Origin of the sequence: Roseburia sp. OF03-24, assembly GCF_003463035.1 — a bacterium.
In the GTDB taxonomy this organism is placed as follows: domain Bacteria; phylum Bacillota; class Clostridia; order Lachnospirales; family Lachnospiraceae; genus Roseburia; species Roseburia rectibacter.
On the sequence record NZ_QSCK01000017.1, the window covers coordinates 40,689 to 60,595 of the forward strand.

Annotated in this window: 19 protein-coding genes; 1 reads left to right on the forward strand and 18 read right to left on the reverse strand. The window is 43.1% G+C overall.

Annotated elements, in window-relative coordinates:
- Positions 1 to 51 precede the first annotated feature (51 nt).
- The gene (gene malQ / locus DXA60_RS10220; protein ID WP_117921133.1) at positions 52 to 1,533 is read right to left on the reverse strand and encodes a 4-alpha-glucanotransferase; all 1,482 of its coding nucleotides are present in this window, start codon (positions 1,531 to 1,533) and stop codon (positions 52 to 54) included.
- Between the two features lie 283 nt (positions 1,534 to 1,816).
- On the opposite strand from malQ, the gene DXA60_RS10230 reads away from it, so the two are divergent.
- On the forward strand, positions 1,817 to 2,836 hold the full coding sequence (locus DXA60_RS10230; protein WP_022113077.1) for a LacI family DNA-binding transcriptional regulator: 1,020 nt from the start codon (positions 1,817 to 1,819) through the stop codon (positions 2,834 to 2,836).
- 23 nt (positions 2,837 to 2,859) lie between these two features.
- On the opposite strand, the gene DXA60_RS10235 is transcribed toward DXA60_RS10230, so the two are convergent.
- The 17 genes from DXA60_RS10235 to DXA60_RS10320 all read right to left on the reverse strand — a co-directional run bounded on the left by DXA60_RS10235 (position 2,860) and on the right by DXA60_RS10320 (position 19,901).
- A complete protein-coding gene (locus DXA60_RS10235) occupies positions 2,860 to 4,098 on the reverse strand; it encodes an MFS transporter (RefSeq protein WP_055195093.1) in 1,239 nt (412 codons plus the stop codon).
- A 163-nt stretch (positions 4,099 to 4,261) separates the two neighbouring features.
- Complete coding sequence (locus DXA60_RS10240) at positions 4,262 to 5,557, reverse strand: helix-turn-helix domain-containing protein (RefSeq protein WP_055195095.1); 1,296 nt, start codon at positions 5,555 to 5,557, stop codon at positions 4,262 to 4,264.
- An 83-nt stretch (positions 5,558 to 5,640) separates the two neighbouring features.
- Positions 5,641 to 6,906 carry an ATP-binding protein gene (locus tag DXA60_RS10245; protein WP_006858962.1) on the reverse strand — a complete coding sequence of 422 codons (1,266 nt, stop codon included), beginning with the start codon at positions 6,904 to 6,906 and terminating at the stop codon, positions 5,641 to 5,643.
- A gap of 174 nt (positions 6,907 to 7,080) precedes the next feature.
- Positions 7,081 to 7,521 carry a MarR family winged helix-turn-helix transcriptional regulator gene (locus tag DXA60_RS10250; RefSeq protein ID WP_022113081.1) on the reverse strand — a complete coding sequence of 147 codons (441 nt, stop codon included), beginning with the start codon at positions 7,519 to 7,521 and terminating at the stop codon, positions 7,081 to 7,083.
- A gap of 81 nt (positions 7,522 to 7,602) precedes the next feature.
- Complete coding sequence (trxA, locus tag DXA60_RS10255) at positions 7,603 to 7,917, reverse strand: thioredoxin (RefSeq protein WP_370819180.1); 315 nt, start codon at positions 7,915 to 7,917, stop codon at positions 7,603 to 7,605.
- 115 nt (positions 7,918 to 8,032) lie between these two features.
- A complete protein-coding gene (locus DXA60_RS10260) occupies positions 8,033 to 8,908 on the reverse strand; it encodes an NAD(P)/FAD-dependent oxidoreductase (protein WP_330418410.1) in 876 nt (291 codons plus the stop codon).
- A 272-nt stretch (positions 8,909 to 9,180) separates the two neighbouring features.
- On the reverse strand, positions 9,181 to 10,551 hold the full coding sequence (locus DXA60_RS10265; protein WP_117921135.1) for an MATE family efflux transporter: 1,371 nt from the start codon (positions 10,549 to 10,551) through the stop codon (positions 9,181 to 9,183).
- 68 nt (positions 10,552 to 10,619) lie between these two features.
- Positions 10,620 to 12,002: an MATE family efflux transporter gene (locus DXA60_RS10270; RefSeq protein WP_006858958.1), complete on the reverse strand. Its 1,383-nt coding sequence runs from the start codon at positions 12,000 to 12,002 to the stop codon at positions 10,620 to 10,622.
- 114 nt (positions 12,003 to 12,116) lie between these two features.
- Complete coding sequence (locus tag DXA60_RS10275) at positions 12,117 to 12,452, reverse strand: MmcQ/YjbR family DNA-binding protein (protein ID WP_006858957.1); 336 nt, start codon at positions 12,450 to 12,452, stop codon at positions 12,117 to 12,119.
- Positions 12,453 to 12,470: 18 nt separating this feature from the next.
- Positions 12,471 to 13,160, reverse strand: a complete 690-nt coding sequence (locus tag DXA60_RS19230) for a hypothetical protein (RefSeq protein ID WP_243006842.1) — start codon at positions 13,158 to 13,160, stop codon at positions 12,471 to 12,473.
- A gap of 616 nt (positions 13,161 to 13,776) precedes the next feature.
- Complete coding sequence (locus tag DXA60_RS10290) at positions 13,777 to 14,589, reverse strand: TIGR02391 family protein (protein ID WP_117831998.1); 813 nt, start codon at positions 14,587 to 14,589, stop codon at positions 13,777 to 13,779.
- 192 nt (positions 14,590 to 14,781) lie between these two features.
- A complete protein-coding gene (locus DXA60_RS10295) occupies positions 14,782 to 15,531 on the reverse strand; it encodes a phospholipase D-like domain-containing protein (RefSeq protein WP_117831996.1) in 750 nt (249 codons plus the stop codon).
- 143 nt (positions 15,532 to 15,674) lie between these two features.
- On the reverse strand, positions 15,675 to 16,631 hold the full coding sequence (locus tag DXA60_RS10300; RefSeq protein ID WP_117921136.1) for a PD-(D/E)XK nuclease family transposase: 957 nt from the start codon (positions 16,629 to 16,631) through the stop codon (positions 15,675 to 15,677).
- 171 nt (positions 16,632 to 16,802) lie between these two features.
- Positions 16,803 to 17,162 (reverse strand): hypothetical protein, encoded by a 360-nt coding sequence (locus DXA60_RS10305; RefSeq protein WP_243006843.1) that lies wholly within the window; start codon positions 17,160 to 17,162, stop codon positions 16,803 to 16,805.
- Positions 17,163 to 17,288: 126 nt separating this feature from the next.
- Positions 17,289 to 17,717, reverse strand: coding sequence for an IS200/IS605 family transposase (gene tnpA, locus DXA60_RS10310; RefSeq protein ID WP_055194389.1), 429 nt, complete (start codon positions 17,715 to 17,717; stop codon positions 17,289 to 17,291).
- A 77-nt stretch (positions 17,718 to 17,794) separates the two neighbouring features.
- Positions 17,795 to 18,061 carry a hypothetical protein gene (locus tag DXA60_RS10315; RefSeq protein ID WP_243006844.1) on the reverse strand — a complete coding sequence of 89 codons (267 nt, stop codon included), beginning with the start codon at positions 18,059 to 18,061 and terminating at the stop codon, positions 17,795 to 17,797.
- A 205-nt stretch (positions 18,062 to 18,266) separates the two neighbouring features.
- Positions 18,267 to 19,901, reverse strand: a complete 1,635-nt coding sequence (locus DXA60_RS10320) for a recombinase family protein (protein WP_117921137.1) — start codon at positions 19,899 to 19,901, stop codon at positions 18,267 to 18,269.
- Positions 19,902 to 19,907: the final 6 nt, after the last annotated feature.

The window sequence follows — 19,907 nt, forward strand, 5'->3', positions numbered from 1 at the left end:
TTTCATGAACTTTGTTTTTATATAAAATGCAATCTGCACTTTATAACATAATTATCTGTGATAAACCGACGCAAGCGTCCGGATCCATGCCCTCCGCTCCTCACTCAGTTCATCGGTTCCAATCCTCCATCTCCAGTTTCTCCCGACGGTGGATGGTGCATTCATCCGCGCTTCATTTCCAAGCTTCATCAGATCCTGCATCTGTATGATCACCACATCTGCAATGCTTGCATAGGCAGCCCGGATCAGCGCATCCGGTATTTCTTCTTTATATTTGATATTCAGATACTCGTACAGATAAGCAAGCTCATAATCTGTTTTGTCCCTGAAGTAACCAACAATTGTTTCATTGTCATGCGTTCCCGCATAAACGACAAGATTGCAGTCGGTGTAATTATGTGGAAGATGTTCGTTTGCCGTATCATCCCCAAATGCGAACATCAAAATCTTGATGCCCGGCCATCCGGTTCTTGCCATCAGCTTCTTCACACCCGGTATCGGACTCTTTCCTGCGATATCCTCAACGATGATGTGTGTATCTCCGATCACTTTTTCGATTGCATCCGTAAGTTTCTTTCCAGGTCCCCTACTCCACTTTCCACTTCTTCCATCTTCTGCCTTGTTCGGTACGACATAATACTTTACGATCGCTGCAAAATGATCAAGCCGTATCACATCAAACAGCGTTGCATGTTCTAACATGCGCGCCTGCCACCAGGCAAATCCGTCTTCTTCCATCCGGCTCCAGTTGTATACTGGACTTCCCCACTTTTGTCCATTCTCTGAAAATGCATCCGGCGGAGAACCTGCAACTCCTTTTGGCGTCCCATCCTCTTCCAATAAGAAAAGTTCCCGGTTTGCCCATACATCCACACTGTCTAATGCCACATAAAACGGAAGATCACCAATCAGCTGGATACCTCTGTTATTTGCATATTCTTTTAATTTTTTCCATTGTTTAAAAAATTCAAACTGGCAGAATTCATAGAACAATATGTCTGTATGTAACGTTGTTTCATACTCTTTTAATGCCTCAGGATCCCGGCTTCGAAGCGGTTCGTCCCACTTCTGCCATTCCTCATCACCAAAATGTTTCTTTAATGCAGTATAAAGTGCATAATCAGAAAGCCATCTGGCATTTTCCTCACAGAACGTTACAAAAACTTCATTTTCGATATCGAATCGTGCGAACGCCATTTTCAAAACTTTAAAGCGGTTCTCATAAATCATCGCATAATCAATATCCGCTTCATCATTTCCCCAATGGAAACTTCGGATCTCTTCCACACTAAGCAGCTTCTCCTGCACAAGATCATCCAGATCGATCAGATATGGATTCCCGGCAAATGCGGAATATGACTGATATGGACTGTCTCCAAAACTGGTTGGACCGATCGGCAGCACCTGCCAGTAACGCTGTTTTAAATCCACCAGCAGATCTATAAACTGGAATGCCGCATCTCCTAATGTACCAATTCCGTATGAAGATGGTAAACTTGTGATCGCTAAGAGGATTCCTGCTCCCCTTGCCATTCTTTTTGCATCCAATGATCTTCCCCGGTCCTTCCTCTCATTTTTTCGCTTTTTTTCGTATCTGTGATAATTTTATTACTGGAAACGTTTTTTGTCAACGAATTTGCAACTTTTAACAGCGTTTTTGCCATATTTGCCGTTTTTGCTATATCGTTTTTGTTTATTTTTACAACGAAAGCGCTCAAAAGTTTCGAAAATTTTAGTATGTCTGCTTGTCAACTTTTTGTTTTCTTTATATAATATAAAAAAATCAACTGTTTTTACTAAGGAGAGGATCTTACCCATGGCAACAATCAAAGATATTGCAACAAGACTCGGTGTTTCCGTCAGTACCGTATCAAAAGGTTTAAATGGCGCGAGTGACATCAGCGAAGAATTACGTCAGATGGTGCTTGACACTGCAGTTGAAATGGGATACGCAACAAAAAAATCAAAGAAAAAAGAAAACCGCAAACTGGCGGTTTTTATCGAAAATATGGAATATGAAACGGAAGATCAGTTTGGCTACGATATCGTACTCGGTTTCAAACAGAATGCTTTCCGCCATAATTGGGATGTCACCGTTATTCCGGTCACACCTGCTTTTCAGCTTACAGAAAAATATGATACATACATGTTAAAGAACGGTTTCTGCGGTGCCTTTTTAGTCGGATTCGCCCTGCATGACGAATGGATGCAGCAGCTTTCCCACACCACAATGCCGACTGTTCTCTTTGATAACTATATCGAAAAAAATCCGAACGTCTGCTACGTCGGCACCGATAACTATGAGGGCATCGACGCAGCCGTAGATCATCTTTATACGCTCGGCCACAAAAAAATTGCTTTCTTAAACGGTTCCCTGCACTCCATGGTATCCGAGCAGCGCCAGGAAGCATTTTATAACAGCATGAAAGCTCACGGACTGACTGTTGATGAGAAGCTGACCGCCTACGGCTATTATGTGGCAGACAGCGCAAAGTATCACGTCCCGACGTTTCTCGGCGCAGGTGCGACTGCGATCATCTGCGGCAACGATCTGATTGCTTCCGGTGTGATCGCTGAGTGTAAGCTGCGCGGTTTCCGTGTTCCGGAGGATATCAGCGTTGTCGGTTTTGATGACCTGCCGCTCTCTGCCTCCTTAGAGCCGCCGCTTACCACGGTTCGTCAGGAGCGCAATGAGCTTGGAAAATGCGCTTACGTCGTTTTAAATTCTCTGGTGCACCACATCCCGTTCTGCCGGACGCAGATCCGCGCCAGACTCATCGAGAGAGAGTCGACGGCACGCTGTCCGGCGGCGCCGGAGATCAAACCGCTGGCTTAAAACTGCCAACAGATTTATCAACACTACTCTGCGTTTCGGACCGCCTCGTATACGGGGCGGTTTTCTTTTGCCGGAAGGCAGATCAGCAGAAACATGGCGGTAAGTTCTATCGTCGCGAGCAGCAGAATTGCAAACCGGTAAGACATGATCTGTCCCAGTGCTCCCGCTGCCATCTGGAATGCCACACTTCCGATCGCAAATACCATATTAAAAAATGCGTTGATACGCGCCCGCATATTTTCGGGCAGATAGCTCTGCACTGCTGTCTCACGGATGGTCGCACTTGAGATGCCAAGTGCCCCACAAAGGAAACGGTTACACAGCATCAGCGGATATGGCAGATATAAAAGTAAAATATCCATCAGTCCATAGACCGTATAGACAAATTTGGTAAACGCATAACGTTTTTTTACCGGTATTTCTTTTTTATACTGAAAAATGCCGCCAAGTCCCCGCCCGATCATTTCCGCACTTTTTAAAAATCCAAGCATTGTGACCGTAAGCCACGGCACTGTCTGGTAAAACGCCTGTATCAGTACGGTATTTCCATCTGACACACCGCTTGTGATACTCATATAAGTATAGATGTTACGAATGCCCTTTTCTTTTTTCAGATAATGAAATCCTTCCCTGATATCCTGACAATACTGCTTCCAGGTATAATCGTCCTGTGCTTCTTCCTTTTCCTCATGAATCCGGCTCTCCACGATGACAGATACCATCGTGATACCGGCAACCAGATAAAAAATGTGTGCCATGGATATTTTTTCATACAAAAAGGTTGCCGCCGGGGACATTGCAATAATGACAAGCGGATAGATCGTATTGCTGACCGCATAACCCTTCTGCTCCATCCCATTCGGTATCAGATTTGGATACCATGCATCATATGCAAGACGGTAAAACACTGAGATTGTTCCCACTGCAAGGACAAATATCAGATACAACAGGTAATTGAATGCATGACCACTGATATAGAGTCCCATTACCGCATACAATACCGCCGTTACAATATCCAGTCCGACGATCCATTTTTTCTTTCCGCCTTTATCAATCAATGGAGCAACTAAAACAGAAAGAACAACGTCCGGCAAAACGCCGCAGATCAGTACCAATGCTGATAAGAATGTAGATCCGGTCTCATCAAATACCAAAAGGCTGATCGGCAGGTTCATGGCTTCGCCGCCCACAGCAGTTAAAATGGTTGCGATAGTGATACTGGTAAAATCTTTTGTCCAGAGTGTTTTTTGCTTGTGTGACATGTTTTCCCTCATTTCATGTTTTGTAGTATAGCGTAAAGATTATGATGTCCGGAGCAAATAGTGGATTCCAGACATCATATATCGATTGCTACAGTTATTATATATTCCACTTTAAACTAGATAAAGCGAATTGATTTGGGAAAATCGGCACAAAAAAAGCACGCTAAAACGTACTTTTTCTGGTCTTTGCGGAAATTTGTTCACTAAACTCCAGTGCCTTTTTATATTTTCGCTGCCTCGTATAGGCTTCTAAAATCACATTTTTATACTGATAGAGGAAACCAAACGACTTTTCTTTTATGAGTGCCCTGATCAGTCGTTCGATCAGATCTAAATATGCCGGATCCGCCGTAAAGTCTTGCTTTTGTTCCATGCAAAGTTCCTCATACATCAGACGCTCTGCCATCTTACCCTTCATATCTTTCCGGGAAAGTAACTGTTTCATTATTGCAAGATAATGATCCGCCTCCCCGGTATTTCCAAGGAGAAGATGTAACCATGCCTTTTTATGACAGAGCAGGAAATCTTCTGACCGGACACGGTTTAAACAGTCGAGTGCTTCCTCATATCTTCCAACTGCAAGATAGGTCGCCCCCATATTATAATATAATCCCTGCTCGTATTCTTTCCACCATCCGGTATTCTGCAATAGCCTTCTGGTGCGCTCATAATAGACGGTCATCATCTCATCCATATCGACACATGCATATGCGCTTCCATTCATAAAATAATAATCCGCCAGTGCATATACATTTCCCTCTTCTAATGCCGCCGTCACAAAACGGTTCTCCATCCGGTGAATCGCGTCGTATTCTGCCTGTTCATAATAACCGGCAATCAGACAGCACATGCCAAGCGTGTTCTGCAGTCCGTGCTGTACTTTCTGATACCACTCCATTTTCTCTGCCGGATCTTTTGTAAGTCTTGAACAGACCAGACTGTAATAGGCATACTGTTTTTCATCCATGCAGTCTTCTAACCGCACTAAAGTGCTGACATTTTCATTCAAAAAATTCTGTATGTCATTTCCATCTGCTTCTTTTTTCATCAAACTTTCGATAAAACTTTTATCTACTTCTTTCCACGCGCTCTCACTGTAATAAATTGCGGATACCAGTCTGATATCGATTGTAAGCGGTGACATCAAAAGCCTGTCCCATTTTCCGGCAAGTTTTTTCCATACCGTTTCATTTTCCAGCCCATATTGCAGATTGTAAAAAAATTCATCTATCTGTTTCCTGCTCTCAGTAAGAAACGCAGAATCTGTCTCATAATTGATTCCAAGTCTTGCAAAAAGCTGCTTTAAAATTGCCATATCCGGCTCCGCCGATCCACGCTCGATTTTACTTAAATACGAAACCACACAGATGCCATAGCAGACTTCTTTCTGCCCCTTTCCCTGTCTGATCCGCTCCGCGCGCAAAATCATCCCTGCCGGATTTTTTTCTTTTCTATTCATGCTTATTTTCCAAATTTTTGTCTCTGTGAACTATCTATCGTCTTTATAAAGCCCATTGGATTTTTCTGTTATAAAATTGCCTCTTAAATCGGCGCAAGCAGGTACTCACACAAAATCTGATATAATTTTTGCGGTTCAACCGGTTTTGCAATATGTGCATTCATGCCCGCTTCCTTGCATTTTCTCACATCTTCCAGCGTATCGTCTGCACTCAATGCTATGATCGGAATGATCTGCGCATCCGGCTTTGCAACCTTCCTTATCGCTCTCGCCGCAACAAAACCGTTCATGTTTGGCATCTGGATATCCATCAGTATCGCATCAAAATGATAGGGTTCTTCCGCTTTAAACTGCTCTAATGCCGCTTTTCCATCCTGCGCACTGATCACATTTACCGCCACATGCTCTAAGATACGCCTGCTGATCTCAACATCAAGTGGATGATCCTCCACAAGCAGAACCCTCTTTCCCCGCAGGATGTTCTGTATCTCCTCCGCGGAACGGTGTGCCACTTCGATCTCCGGCTGTATCTCCGCAATCTCAATCTCAAGATGGACTTTTATCTCCGTACCTTTCTGCGGCTCGCTTTTTACCGTGATCGTTCCGCCCATCAGATCAACGATGCTTCTCACGATCGCAAGTCCCAATCCGGCTCCGTTTCCCGGTTCACCCTGATTCACGCTCTCCTGCGTAAATGGCTGGAAGAGAATCTGCTGAAACTCTTCGCTCATTCCCATTCCGTTGTCGGACACCACATAGTCGGCACAAAATTGATTGTTGTGCGTGGCATAATTACAGATGCGGAATGTGACCTCCCCGCCCTCCGGTGTAAACTTCACCGCGTTGGAGAGCAGATTAAAAAATATCTGGAAAAACCGCACCGGATCAACCATCATATTAATGTTGATCTCCTCATGCGGCATATGAAATCGGATCCATTTGCGCTCACACATCGGCTCCATCATATTTTCCACTTCATTTAAAAATTCCGTAAACGAATACGGCTTGGGATGAAGATGGAACTTTCCGTTTTCGATCTTAGACATATCCACCAGATCATTCAAAAGTCCCATCAGAAATTCACTCGCGCCGCGTATCCGGTTTAAGCACTCTTCCATCCGCTCCGGATGTTCCGTCTCTTCAAGTCCTAACGCCGTTGCCCCCACGATCACGTTCATCGGTGTCTTGATCTCGTGACTGATGCGCGACAAAAACTCTGTTTTTACTTCTGCAACTTCCTCTTTCGCTGCATCCCTCTGCACCTGCATGCGCCGCAGACGCACCGTGTCAAACAAAAACAATCCCACAAGTGCCGCGATCAGTACTGCGATCAACATTGTCTGTTCCATAACAAAAACCCCCAGTGGTTTCTACTCTTCATAAATGACTGCCTGTTTTCCGGCAATCTTATAAGGATAATTTTACCATAGGGGTTTGGTGGGGTGCAACTGGATTAGGGGGAGAAATCACTTTAACTTTCTGTTGCAGATACACTTGTCAAATGTTTGAAATATGATTTATTTTCATTCTTTTCCAAGCACTCCCAGCACTTTGTGCAGCAGCCGGTACAACTCATCAGCATCTTCTTTCTCCAGACACACGCAGCAGCCCATTTTTTTTGGCACCAGAACGGCATCCTCTTTCAGCTTTTCGCCGAGTTCTGTGATCGTCACATTTAACACACGCTCATCCTCACTGTCCCTTGCGCGTACAAGATAGCCTTTCTGCTCAAGCTTTTTCAGGACAGGCGTGAGTGTGCCAGAATCCAGATATAAAAGTGCTCCCATATCTTTCACGCTGATCTGTCTGTGTTCCCAGAGCACCATCATCGCGATATACTGCGTGTATGTCAGGTCAAGCTCATCTAAAAAAGGCTTGTACTTGCGCACGATCTCTTTGGAACAGGCGTAAAGTGGAAAACACAACTGGTTTTCCAGTTTTAATGCATCATATTTATCTGGCATGATAATCCTCATTTCTACCGGTACACCGTTCTGCAATCCAGATTATTCCCAGACGATGTACCAGTTCACAGTCAGCTCTTTCTAATTCAGATGTTCCTCGATAAAGCTGCGCATTGCGTCTTTCGGCTGGAATCCAACCGTTCTTGCCACTTCCACGCCATCTTTTAACACGATGACTGCCGGGATGCTGACAATGCGGTACTCCTGTGCAAGTCCCATGTTTTCATCGGAATCTGCGTTGTAAAACTCTGCCTTGCCGGAGAGTTCCTCGGATAATTCTTCCATCACCGGTGCTAACATCTGGCACGGTCCGCACCATACTGCGGAAAAATCAACAACTGCTGCACCTTTTTTTGCCTCATTTAAATCGTTATTTGTAATTTTCTTTACCATAATATTTTCCTTTCCTGCGCAGTTCTTTGCGCATGACACACTGTTTTTTGTGATATATTTGCTGTAAAATACGTTCCGGTTTTAGTCCCACACATTTCTGTTCATGCGGGCTGCCTCTTTACTGCTTCCCGGCTTCGCGTTTTTTCGCATCCAGATAAGCCACTGCGGATAATGCCGCAACATTGCCCTGTCCGGCTGCTTTGATATACTGATACGGTGTTCCCGTGATATCTCCGCAGGCGAAAAGCCCCGGAATATTTGTCTCCATCGACAGATTGACCTTTACATGATTTCCGTCTAATTCCAGACCCGGCACAAGCTGTTTCGGGGATACGGCATCCCGCAGTACAAAAACGCCATCCACAAGGTACTCCCCCTGCTCTGTGCGAAGTCCCCCGGCTTTCTTTTCACCAAAGATCTCCTTCGGACGTTCTTTGATCACCGTTACCTGCTCTGATACGCCAGGTACATCCTGATACATTGGAAAATAAAGTACCTCTGCTGCCACTTCCGCAAGAAAGTCCGCTTCGTGTTCCGCGTCTTTTCCGTAACCGATGACGGCAACCTTCTTTCCTTTATAAAAGCATGCATCACAGGTCGCACAGTAGCTGACACCCCGTCCTAACATCTCTTCCTCGCCCGGAAGTGTTTTGCCTGAGACAACGCCGCACGCTAAGATCACACTCTTTGCCTCAAGCACTTCCTCGCCTGCCTGGATTGCAAAATAGTCGCCCATCGCATAGACTGTGCCGATCCGGCTGTCCGTAATATTGATCTCCATCATGGCAAGCTGCTTTTCAAACGCCTTCGCCATATCCGCTCCGGTCACCGCCGGGAGTCCCGGATAGTTCATGATCTGATGCGCCTTGCTGACCTTGTCGCTCATCTGCTTTTTCCCGATCAGCAAAATATTTTTATTTCTTACCTTTGCCGTCAATGCAGCAGAAACGCCGCCAGGTCCGGTTCCGATAATCGCTATGTCTGCTCTCTCCATTTTTCTCTCCATCTCAAAATCATTGTTTTAAATTTAATTGTGTGCAATCTTTACGCTTTTTATCTTACAGGAAGATACCATCACTTGTCAAGTAAAAAAAGAACCGTGAGATTATTTTCTCACAGTTCTCTTTTCCTATACGTTATTTTATTTTGCTGTAAACTTGTATACTTTCGACCTTGTTACCCATGTATCACGCTCCGTCGGATAATATTTCGAATCCATCAGACAGTATTTGGAGCCTTTTTTCAGTTTCAGATTTTTTTATACGCTCACACTTCTCCCTCTTTCAATATCTTTTTAATGTTGAGGAAAAATAATGTCGCTGCAACTGTCACCGAAATAAAATCCGAAACCGGCTCTGCTAAAAAAACGGCAAATACTTTATCTACAAAGAAATGCGGCAGGATATAAATCAGCGGGATCAGCAGGATAATCTTTCGCAGACACGCAATAAACAATGAGATTTTTGCCTGTCCGAGTGCCATGAATACCTGCTGCACCGCAAGCTGGATCCCGAATACTCCGGTCGCTGCCATATAGATGCGCAGTGCCCATTTTGTCATTTCAAATAATTCCTGTGAACTGCTGTTGAACAGATGCACAAAAAATCCAGGTGCGATTTCCACCGCCAGACAGAAGATCATCGTGTATGTAAAACTGCAGATCATAAGCAGACGATATGCCTTTTTCACACGATCCATCTTTTTTGCTCCATAATTAAAACTCATGATCGGCTGCGCTCCCTGTGCAATTCCCTGCACCGGCATAAACTGAAGCTGCATAATACTGCTTAAGATCGTCATGGCTCCGACCGCCACATCACCGCCGTAGCGTGATAAAGATGCGTTAAATGCAATATTGATTGCGCTCTCCGTCGCATTCATGATAAAAGGCGATACACCAAGTGCACATACCGGCAAAAGTACGGAGGCTTTCGGCTTAAAATACTTTGTCTTTATTTTCAGCTTTGTCTGTTTTCCCGTCAGAAAAAGGATGACCCATACCGCTGAAATTGCCTGTGAGATCACCGTTGCAAGCGCGGCTCCCTGCACACCCATGCCAAATACGAAAATAAAGACCGGATCTAAAATGATATTGCAGACTGCCCCGATCAGAACCGTTTTCATACCGACTTTGGAAAATCCCTGTGTATTGATAAAGGAATTTAATCCCATCGTAAGCATGACAAACAAAGTCCCTTTTCCGTAAATGTTCAGATAAGAAAGTGCATACGGCAGCGTATTGTCACTTGCACCAAACAGCATCAGAAGCGGCTCCGCTGCAAACTGCAGTACCACAACTAAAATCAATGCGATCACGATCAATGCCATGGTACAGTTGCCGAGTATCTCCTCCGCCTCATCATTTTTGCCTTTTCCCATGAAAATAGCAACACGCGGCGCCCCGCCATACCCGATCAGACCGGAAAATGCCGTGACAATCATCAGAATCGGGAAGCAGAGTCCAAGACCGGTCAGTGCCACGCCCCCGTTTTCCGGGATATGACCGATATAAATACGATCCACCAGATTGTAAAGAAGATTGACGAGCTGTGCGATCACAGATGGTACCGCCAAGGTCAGCAAAAGTCTGCCGACGCTTTCCTCGCCGAGATTAATTTCATTTTTTGACTGTTTCATTTATATCCTCTTTTCCTGAACTTATTTTTAACCATGTAGCTATAAAAAACTGCTTCCAGTTTCTCTGTTTATAAATCATGTGTTGCAGCAAATTTTTCCAGAATCTTTTTCTGCTTATAATGATAATAAATGATCATCCCCACCGCGCTGACCAGCCATGTAATTGGGTAACATGCCACGATCTGTGAGAGTGTGCCATCCGGTACGATCCAGGTGACCCATACGACACGCAGCACACAGATACCGATCATCGTCATTGCCGTCGTCACGATCACATGCCCCTGCGCGCGCAGTGCGCCGGAATATACTTCGATAAACACAAACAGAAAATAGGTCGGCGATATGATCTGCATCATGCTAAGACCAATTTCCACTACATTCGCATCTGTGGTAAATATGCCAAATAAAAATCTTCCCGCCGACATTAAGATCACACTCAGAAGAATCGCAGTTACAAGTGCCATGCCAAGACATTCCCTTGTTCCTTTGCGGACGCGGTCCATTTTTCCGGCACCAAAATTCTGACCAACGAACGTGGTCGCAGCGATTCCAAACGCACTGTTGATCATCCAGAAAAGGCTGTCTATTTTGCCAAATGCAGCCCATGCCGCCATTGTGTCAACGCCAAATCCGTTTAACGCAGCCTGCACGATCACGTTTGAAATACTGTACATGCTCGACTCGATACCGGTCGGCAGTCCGATGGCGAGCATATTTTTCAGCACACTTTTATGGATCCTGATTTCGCGTGGAATTAACTTTAAGCCGGCAGTATGATACATTAATGCCACACTGACGAGCACAGCGCTGATCCCCTGCGCGATCAGTGTTGCCACTGCCACGCCAAGGACTCCCATTTTAAATCCAAGCACCAGCACCAGATCCAGAATAATATTGACGATGCAGCAGACGATCAGAAAATAAAGCGGACGTTTCGAATCGCCGATTGCCCGTAAGATTGCCGCTCCCATATTGTAAACAAAAATAAATAAGAGTCCCGCAAAATAAATCCGCACATAAAGTGTCGAGTCAGGCAGCAGATTTTCCGGCGTATTCATCCATTTTAAAACCATACGTGTCATAACAACACCGATCACTCCGGCAATGATACCGCCTGTGATTGCAAATGCATATGCCGTGTGCAGTGCCTTATGCAGCTGTTCCTCATTTTTTGCCCCAAAATGCTGGGAGATCATAACTGTTGCGCCGGCAGATAATCCGGTAAAAAATCCGACCACCAGATTGATGATCTGACCGGACGAACCGCTGACGCAGGATAGTGCCTCTTTTCCGACAAACCGCCCGACGATCACCGCGTCCACCGTATTGTAAAGCTGCTGGAAAAATGTTCCCACCAGTATCGGGAAAAAGAATAATAAAAGCTGTTTCCAGATGACTCCCTCTGTGATTTTATTTTCCATTGTATCTTTTGCTGACATAAAAATCTCCATTCTTGCGCAGCTTTCTGCGCATCTCAAGTTTGTGCGCAAGCACAAATCTTGCGTGTGAAAAATCTTATTTTTCACACTATTGCCTCACTTCTTGATTGTTCTTTACAAATGAATTTATTTTTTTCCGCAGATCAGATCATAACTCTCTGCGATCATCCGTCTGATTTCCTCATCCGGTATGCTTCCATCCAGAATAACGGTATTCCAGTGTTCCTTGTTCTGATGATATCCCGGAATCACCGCTGCATATGCCTCCCGCCAGAAATCGCGCCACTGCGGATCAACTTTTATATTTATGCGCATCTGTCCTTCGTACTCATAAGTCCAGAGAAATGCCTTTTTGTTCTTTTTATACCGCACCAGAATCCAGTTTGGATCGTGGAACGGTGTGTCCTGATAGACATCTTTAAATGTCATGCCAAAAGATAATGCTTCCTGTCTGGTTGTCATGGACTTTCTTCCTTTCTTTTATCTTCGGATTTTACGGATAATTGTACTCAAAATACGTTCTAAAAAATGTCCTGCCATAGGTAGTCCAATAAATCCGCTTTTTAATAATAGTAATCCGGCTCCCATAGAAAACAGAAAGGATGCCGCTATCTCTATTGCTATTTTCCGGTCAAATTTTAATTTGCAGATCAGACATTGTATACAGATGCTGATACACCAGGCAAACGCTGTAACCGGTATGGACAAATACAAATCTAATCCCCAGTGCATGAAAAGAACACCGCTAAATGTCTGCATCATCATACGCTGCGGGATTTCCATACAGACACCATCTAACGCATAAAGCAATAATTCTTTTCCGCGTGGGATTTCCGCAACCTGATTTATGGAAATGACAATGGCTGACAATAATACTGTAACAGCCAGAATCATCCAGTTTTTCCAATCAGCAAGACTATGATAATTCCATAATTCCAGTCTGTTGTATTTTAAGATGAAAACTAATGGTATCACAGATGCAGCTATTACACTATAGCGTTCCAAAAATTTTACTTTTGACTTTTCCACACATATCTGTATCAGAAAATTAAGCCCAAACCATACTCCTGACAGCAAAATTCCTGAAACTAAAGTTAAAATTATATAAATTATCTTTATTACTGCAGCTCCCTCACTTCTCTCATAACCATCAGCTCCCGCTCCACCCACGGGATATGTTCCACATCAGCTACCCTGTTTTCCTCTCCTGTGCTATATACAATGACGAAACCTTAAGTCCTGTCTGTTGCAGTACATATGCCTTTATCTGCTCATAAGCTGCTTGTCTCCGCTCCGCTTCGATCCGTGCCAGACAAAGGTCCCCCGGACCTTTAGCGCCCCTTAAATTCAGATAAATCCATATCCTCCAGGGAGAAGTCCACCTTCACTTTTCTTGTATCGACCATTCACTTGGAAAGCAAGACAACTGTCTCCACATGTGTCGATAGGGTAATTGAGATGCACTTTCCAGAGTTTTCACTGTACTCTGGGAGTGAAAAGTGTTGCACTCCTCTCTGATGAGGCTGCAAAAAATTGACATGATGCACTCTCTCCTGCCCCCGCATAGAAAAAGATTGCATTGTATTTTAGATGTAAGCCAGATTAGCTTACGATTGACTCTGCTCTTTCTCTATGATCCAATACTTCCAAAATTTCTTTCATATATTGTATCACAGATCATTTTGTTTTGGAAATCACTTTCCTCTCAAATGGGCAGAAGAAAACCTCCAAATCTGTTGTGGACTTGGAGGCTTGATTCCGACCATTTACTCTTTTTCAAAGAAATCTATGCTATATGTTGCGGAACAACAAAACTCTCATCTAACTGTTTATGTAAAAAAGAAATTGTAGTTAATATATCAATTGCATCCTGCTCATTTACAATCCATTTTATTTTCAACTCATGTGCTGTTACATTCCTTACCATATGCGTAACCCCATTTAACATTTCTTTTAGACCGTTTTGAGCATTTTTTTCCGAAGGTGTCTGTAATGAATTTATTGCTAATCGAGGATTATTAACTGCAAAAGCATTATTAAATAAATTTGAACCATCCTCCTGCATTCCTGTTTTTTCTCTTACCTTCTCAGACAAACTCTTAGCCGCCTCAAAAACTGCATGAAAATAATTTTCTTGTAAATATTCCTCTTTGCAACACTTTATTACATCCTGATGAATATGTCTTTTTTGTAATTCACTCACCAGATTTCTGGTTCTTCTTTCAACTTCTGAAATTGTAGTTGCTGCCTGAACCTTTAACAATTTTCCTTCGTTTGTCATCTGAAGTCCAATTAACATTAACGGTTTGTTAATTTCTAATAAAATCTCATCATAATTACCATTCTGGCCACTGATAAACCTTACCGGTTTCAGACTCTTTTTTATAAAATTAAGAAATGAATTCGATGCTCCATCCTGTTCTTGTCTTGCTAAAAATGTATAATAAATTCTCTTCCATTTTGTACTTTCATTACTGACATCCTGAACTCCACATTCCTGAAAAATTTCATTCATCTGACTTCCCGTCATGGTATCTGCAATTATACGCGCCAAAACCTCAACTTCTGAATTAGTAAGTTTTCTAATTCTCTCTGCCATAGCTTAATCCTCCTCACCCTAGTATATTATCTACATCGTTTAACTTTCACTTCAATTTTTTATATATTGTATCACAGATGATTATGTTTTGGAATTTCCCTTCCTCGCAAATGGACAGAAGAAAACCTCCAAATCTGTTGCAAACTTGGAGGCTTGATCCCAGCCATTTATACAATTAAAGCTTTTAGCAAACTACTCATTATGATTATTGTACAGTCTCATAAATTCATCCGCAAATTTCTTTACAAAATCTCTATCCAAAGCAGTTGCCAATGTTTCATCATTATACTGTGCTGCTTTGCTCCAATTATATGAACCATGCATTACAAATTCAAAATCTATAATGCAAAATTTATCATGCAGCCGATTGGACAAATATGCTCCTTTAAGTGGCACTTTTACCACCTCAAAATTACTTTCCAATTCACTCATCAACGTCATATTAGATTTTTCATTTGATGTAATAATTCTAATACTTATGCCCTGCTTTTTCTTTGCAAGTAATTCCTGAAAGATATCTCGGTCAGAAAACCACGCAACCGCTACCCAGATTGTATACTTTGCATTCCGAATGCCTTGAATAATTACATCTTTGATTCCATCAAATGCTACATCATGTTCATTTTGTCCATCATCTTCCAACTCTACCAATTTAGGTTTAATCTCAACTCCATACAAATCATAGTCATCATCTGGAATATAAATATCATTGGCTAAGTCAAAAAAAACATCTTTATATTCCTTTGCTTTTTTCAGCATTGGAATTGGCACTCTTAAATCCATATATTCCTGCCTCTGATTCGATACATGGGTATATGCACCGGTTTTTCTAAATGTAACTATAGAATATCTTAAAATCCCCAACAAATCATCTTTGTTCTGAATATCTTCATCATATTTTATAGTTTCTATCATTGTCTTTAAGAATTGTTTTTCATTCATTTACACATTCACTCTCCATCCGTATTTCCACATATACCCATTTTTTCATCAGATAATTTAACTGTATCTATTATTTCCCAAATCTTCATATAACAGGAGCCTCCAAGTTATTTAAACTCAAAGGCTCTCTTTTTCTTACAACTTTATGCAAGCGCAGGTTCCTTCCCTGCAATAATCGCTTTCACTTCTTCTACGTTTTTATCTGTAGCCATAGCAATCTGCTCTACAGTAAAACCATTGTTATGCATATTAAGAATAATTTTTTCTTCTTTTCTTGCCTCTCCAATCGCAATACCATCTTCTTTTATTCCCTGACTCAAGTTACACATAACGCTCACATCCTTCCTGAAGTTCTCCTCAATAGGAATATCGTATTCATTTCCAATTATGTTTAGTTTTTCATCTATTGTAAGTTCCTTGGATAACAATGCTCCCAGCAGACGGTGCAGTTCATACGTCTCATCATGTTCCGGCAGATTCTTTGCCAGTCCAAGCATGATGATATTCAGCAGGTCAAGATTTCCCTTCCATTCATAGGAACCAATCAAATCTTCCTTTGTGAGATGCACATGGCTCATGCTGCTCTCGTCCATGTTCATACATACCCAGATGGAATATACACGCTTAATGTCATCGTAGCTGGAGTTCTCAAAATCACGTTCTTTTTGTGATGAAATCAGTCTGCTCACATAAAAGATTGCCCGGTTTAAGATTTCATATCCCGTCGGCTCGTCTTTCTGTGCTTCTACATTGATGATAATCTGTGACAATCCATCTTTCATGCGCACATAAAAAACGATATCAAATCTTACCAGACCTTCATTGATCTCTTCATTTTCTGTGTTGAAACCGACCAGTCTTTCACCATTTTTTTCGCTGGCTGCATTTGTGAGTCCAGGCTCTACCGGTACCGTACTGATATGTGGTGTTCCCTCGATGCAGTTGACCACATCCTTGGGATTCATGCCCTTAAACTCATCAACTGTTTTTACCAGTATATGTGCCAGTATGCTCTTCTGCCCTAACAGGCGCTTTGCACTCGTATCATACTGTGCATCCTTGTCTGTTGCTTTCACTGCATTTTTTAATTCTGTATTCACTGGCCTTCCTCCTTTTTGTAACAGATATAGTCATCCCCAAAAAGGCATCTGACCACACCTATATTATAACTTACCCATTTCTTTTATACAATCAATTTTTACATTTGAAAAAGGAACATAAGAAAAACTCCAAACCTGTCATAGACTCGGAGTCTTGATTCCATCCATTCTTCACATTGTCTGCACCTGTACATGTTGTTCCTGCTCCTCATGCTCCAAAGCATCCTGCTCCGGTATATGGTCTATATTTTTCGCTGCTTCCTGCACTTTTGCCATATACCGGATTTTAATGCTGCTGTAATCAACCCCTGCCGGTTCCAGCACTTTTTTCTCTAACATGTTTAACATCGCTTCGGTGTCAAATTTTCCCTCAAAATAAAGTTCCTCATCCACCTTTATCGGTACATCCATTTCTTCCAGTGAACTGCCAAGGATCGTCCTCCAGCGTCCGGCTACTTTTCCACACATTTCCATAAACCGCTCATGGATATCCGGCTGTTCATTACAGGTCTGCAAAATCTTTTGTGCCACCTTTCTCCATGTAGGTGTCTCTAGTCAGCAACCACCAGTTCAACTGGTGGTTTGGTATTAGCCCTCAAAAGGGCATTTTTACTGCTCGCCCAAAAGGGCGGTATCGCAAGCACTTTTACCGGTCCGCTATAAAGCGGTACTTCTTGAATCTTCTTTCCTTGATTCCTCTGCCTGCTCTTTTATATACTTTTGTACTGCTTCATCTGTGATATTACCAATTGTTTCTACATAATACCCTCTTGCCCAAAATGCTTTATCCCATTTACTTTGCAATTCTGGATGTCTATCATAAAGCATTAATGTACTTTTCCCTTTTAAGTATCCCATAAAATTTGCAATGCTAATTTTAGGTGGAATAGCTACACTTAAATGTATATGATCCACGCAAACTGCTCCTGCTATAATATCCACATCTTTGTATTTACATAACGTGCTTATTATTTCTCTCACATCATTTCTCACTCTTCCATACAAAATTTTCTTTCTGTATTTCGGAATAAATACAATGTGATATTGGCATTTCCATTTTGTGTGTGATAAACTTTTATTGTCCATATGGACCACCTCCTGTGATTAAGTTTGGCTTGCGACACCATTCTTAATATATCACAGGAGGTTTTTTATTGATATTCTCACCGCTTCCAGCTATTCCATTCTCCCCAGCATAGCTGGGGGATTAGACTTTTCATCCATTCTCCCAGCGCAAACTGGACTGCCAGCGGTCTTTTCCCTTTCAGTTCTGCCGGGGACACTGTGATAAGGCTGCTTTCCCGGATCGTATCTTTCACATTTGTATGCTGTTCTCCACTCCGGTACATCTGGAGCAGTGCATCACATTTCGTGTTTACAAGCTGTAACATTTCCTCCCTCAGTTCTTCTATCAGTTGCTCATAATTCATACGCTTTTCTCCTCCTGTCGCACACTTACTTCATGTGCTTTTTTTATATCCACTTTCTTTTACTCATTTTCCGTTATATGCTTTCTGCTGTCCTTTCCTATTTTATGCCAACAATAAAACGCCCGGATCATCGGGCATTTTATTCTTACCATAAACTGGCAGGAACAACGTTTCCTATTTACTTGCTGCCATTCCTGCCGCAGTCTTACTCATATCGAATCTCCTGTTCCATGACAATGCCTGACTGGAACTGTATCAGCAGCTTCTCGCTGGATTCCACTTTGATGGTCGAGATCAGCCGTCTGACAAGGTCATTGTCGAACTCCTGTATCTGGCAGGTGCTTGTGCTTAAGTAATGGTCGATATCTTGGATTCTCTGTTCATAGCTGTCAGCCATCCATTTCTCGTTTCTGGCTGTTTTCTGTGCCTCTTTTAAGGCATTGATTTCCTCTGCTATGGTGCGATAGCGTTCATCAAACTCCGGTGTGTAGGAGCCGGTCTTTGCATTCTCCGCGATCAGTGCCACCATCTCTTCCTGCTTTTCTTTTATCTTTTCTTCGTATTCCTCAGACTCTTTTGCGGTGCTGTAGTTCCCGATGACATGGATGATGTTCTGCCGGAAGTTTTCCATAAATTCCATATCATCACTCGTGATCCTGTGGATGGCTTCCATCACCGCCCTGTTTAATGCGTTCTCTTCGAGTGTCTCGGATTCCCCGCATTTCTTCACTCCGTTAGTCAATCGGTTGCTGCATCTCCAGACAACTTTCTTTTTCCCGTTTCTCGCCCAGGTGACTCTCCGGTACTCCTGCCCGCATTTTCCGCAGATCAGCATGCCGGTCAGTGCATAGGTGGAGGAATACCTGCTCCTCTGGTTCTTCTTCCGGATGACAGCCGCCTTGCATAAGGATGCCCTCCGCATCATCTCTTCCTGTACCCTGTAGAACAGCTCCTTCGGGATAATCGCCTCATGGTCATCTTCCACATAATACTGCGGTACGATTCCAGTGTTCTTGACTTTCTTTTTTGTCATGAAATCCACCGTATAGGTTTTCTGCAGTAATGCATCTCCCATGTATTTTTCATTGCGGAGCATTTTGTCTATTACCGTGGAATGCCATTTGTCCTGCCCTGTGGCGGTCTTGATTCCCTGCTCTTCCAGATGCTTTGCGATCTTCCCGGTACTGTAGCCCTCCAGATAAAGCCGGAAAATCAGCTTTACGATCTCTGCCTCTTCGGGTACGATGACCAGGTCACCATCCTCGTTTTTGGTGTATCCCATGAACTTTGTGCAGTTTACGATGACCTTGCCTTTCTCAAATTTCCTCACGACTCCCCAGCGGATGTTTTCGCTGATATTGCGGCTCTCTTCCTGCGCCAGACTGCTTAAGATGGTGATAAGGATTTCGCCGGTTCCCTCCAGTGTATTGATTCCCTCTTTCTCGAACACCACCGCCACGTTCTTTTCCTTCAGTTTTCGGATGGTCACCAGCGAGTCTACCGTGTTCCTCGCAAACCTGCTGACCGACTTTGTAAGGATCATGTCGATTTTTCCTGCAAGGGCATCCTGTATCATGGCATTAAAGTCTGCCCTCTTTTTGGTGTTTGTTCCACTCTTTCCGTCATCCGCATAGATGCCGGCATTTTTCCAGTTTTCGTTTTCGGATATCTTGCTGGTATAATACTCCAACTGTGCCTCGTAGCTGCTGTCCTGCTCTTCCAGTTCCGTACTGACACGGCAGTAGGCAGCGACCTTCATTTTCTTCTCTGACAGTTTCACATTCCGGTCATACTGTACCTTGGCAGGTATCATGCTGATCTTTTTTGCTGTTTCTGCCATCTGCTC

Excerpts from the sequence above, each read along its gene's own strand:
- malQ (WP_117921133.1), bottom strand. The coding sequence starts at position 1,533 with ATGGCAAGGGGAGCAGGAATCCTCTTAGCGATCACAAGTTTACCATCT.
- DXA60_RS10230 (WP_022113077.1), top strand. The coding sequence starts at position 1,817 with ATGGCAACAATCAAAGATATTGCAACAAGACTCGGTGTTTCCGTCAGT.
- DXA60_RS10235 (WP_055195093.1), bottom strand. The coding sequence starts at position 4,098 with ATGTCACACAAGCAAAAAACACTCTGGACAAAAGATTTTACCAGTATC.
- DXA60_RS10240 (WP_055195095.1), bottom strand. The coding sequence starts at position 5,557 with ATGAATAGAAAAGAAAAAAATCCGGCAGGGATGATTTTGCGCGCGGAG.
- DXA60_RS10245 (WP_006858962.1), bottom strand. The coding sequence starts at position 6,906 with ATGGAACAGACAATGTTGATCGCAGTACTGATCGCGGCACTTGTGGGA.
- DXA60_RS10250 (WP_022113081.1), bottom strand. The coding sequence starts at position 7,521 with ATGCCAGATAAATATGATGCATTAAAACTGGAAAACCAGTTGTGTTTT.
- DXA60_RS10260 (WP_330418410.1), bottom strand. The coding sequence starts at position 8,908 with ATGGAGAGAGCAGACATAGCGATTATCGGAACCGGACCTGGCGGCGTT.
- DXA60_RS10265 (WP_117921135.1), bottom strand. The coding sequence starts at position 10,551 with ATGAAACAGTCAAAAAATGAAATTAATCTCGGCGAGGAAAGCGTCGGC.
- DXA60_RS10270 (WP_006858958.1), bottom strand. The coding sequence starts at position 12,002 with ATGGAGATTTTTATGTCAGCAAAAGATACAATGGAAAATAAAATCACA.
- DXA60_RS10275 (WP_006858957.1), bottom strand. The coding sequence starts at position 12,452 with ATGACAACCAGACAGGAAGCATTATCTTTTGGCATGACATTTAAAGAT.
- DXA60_RS10290 (WP_117831998.1), bottom strand. The coding sequence starts at position 14,589 with ATGGCAGAGAGAATTAGAAAACTTACTAATTCAGAAGTTGAGGTTTTG.
- DXA60_RS10295 (WP_117831996.1), bottom strand. The coding sequence starts at position 15,531 with ATGAATGAAAAACAATTCTTAAAGACAATGATAGAAACTATAAAATAT.
- tnpA (WP_055194389.1), bottom strand. The coding sequence starts at position 17,717 with ATGGACAATAAAAGTTTATCACACACAAAATGGAAATGCCAATATCAC.
- DXA60_RS10315 (WP_243006844.1), bottom strand. The coding sequence starts at position 18,061 with ATGAATTATGAGCAACTGATAGAAGAACTGAGGGAGGAAATGTTACAG.
- DXA60_RS10320 (WP_117921137.1), bottom strand. The coding sequence starts at position 19,901 with ATGGCAGAAACAGCAAAAAAGATCAGCATGATACCTGCCAAGGTACAG.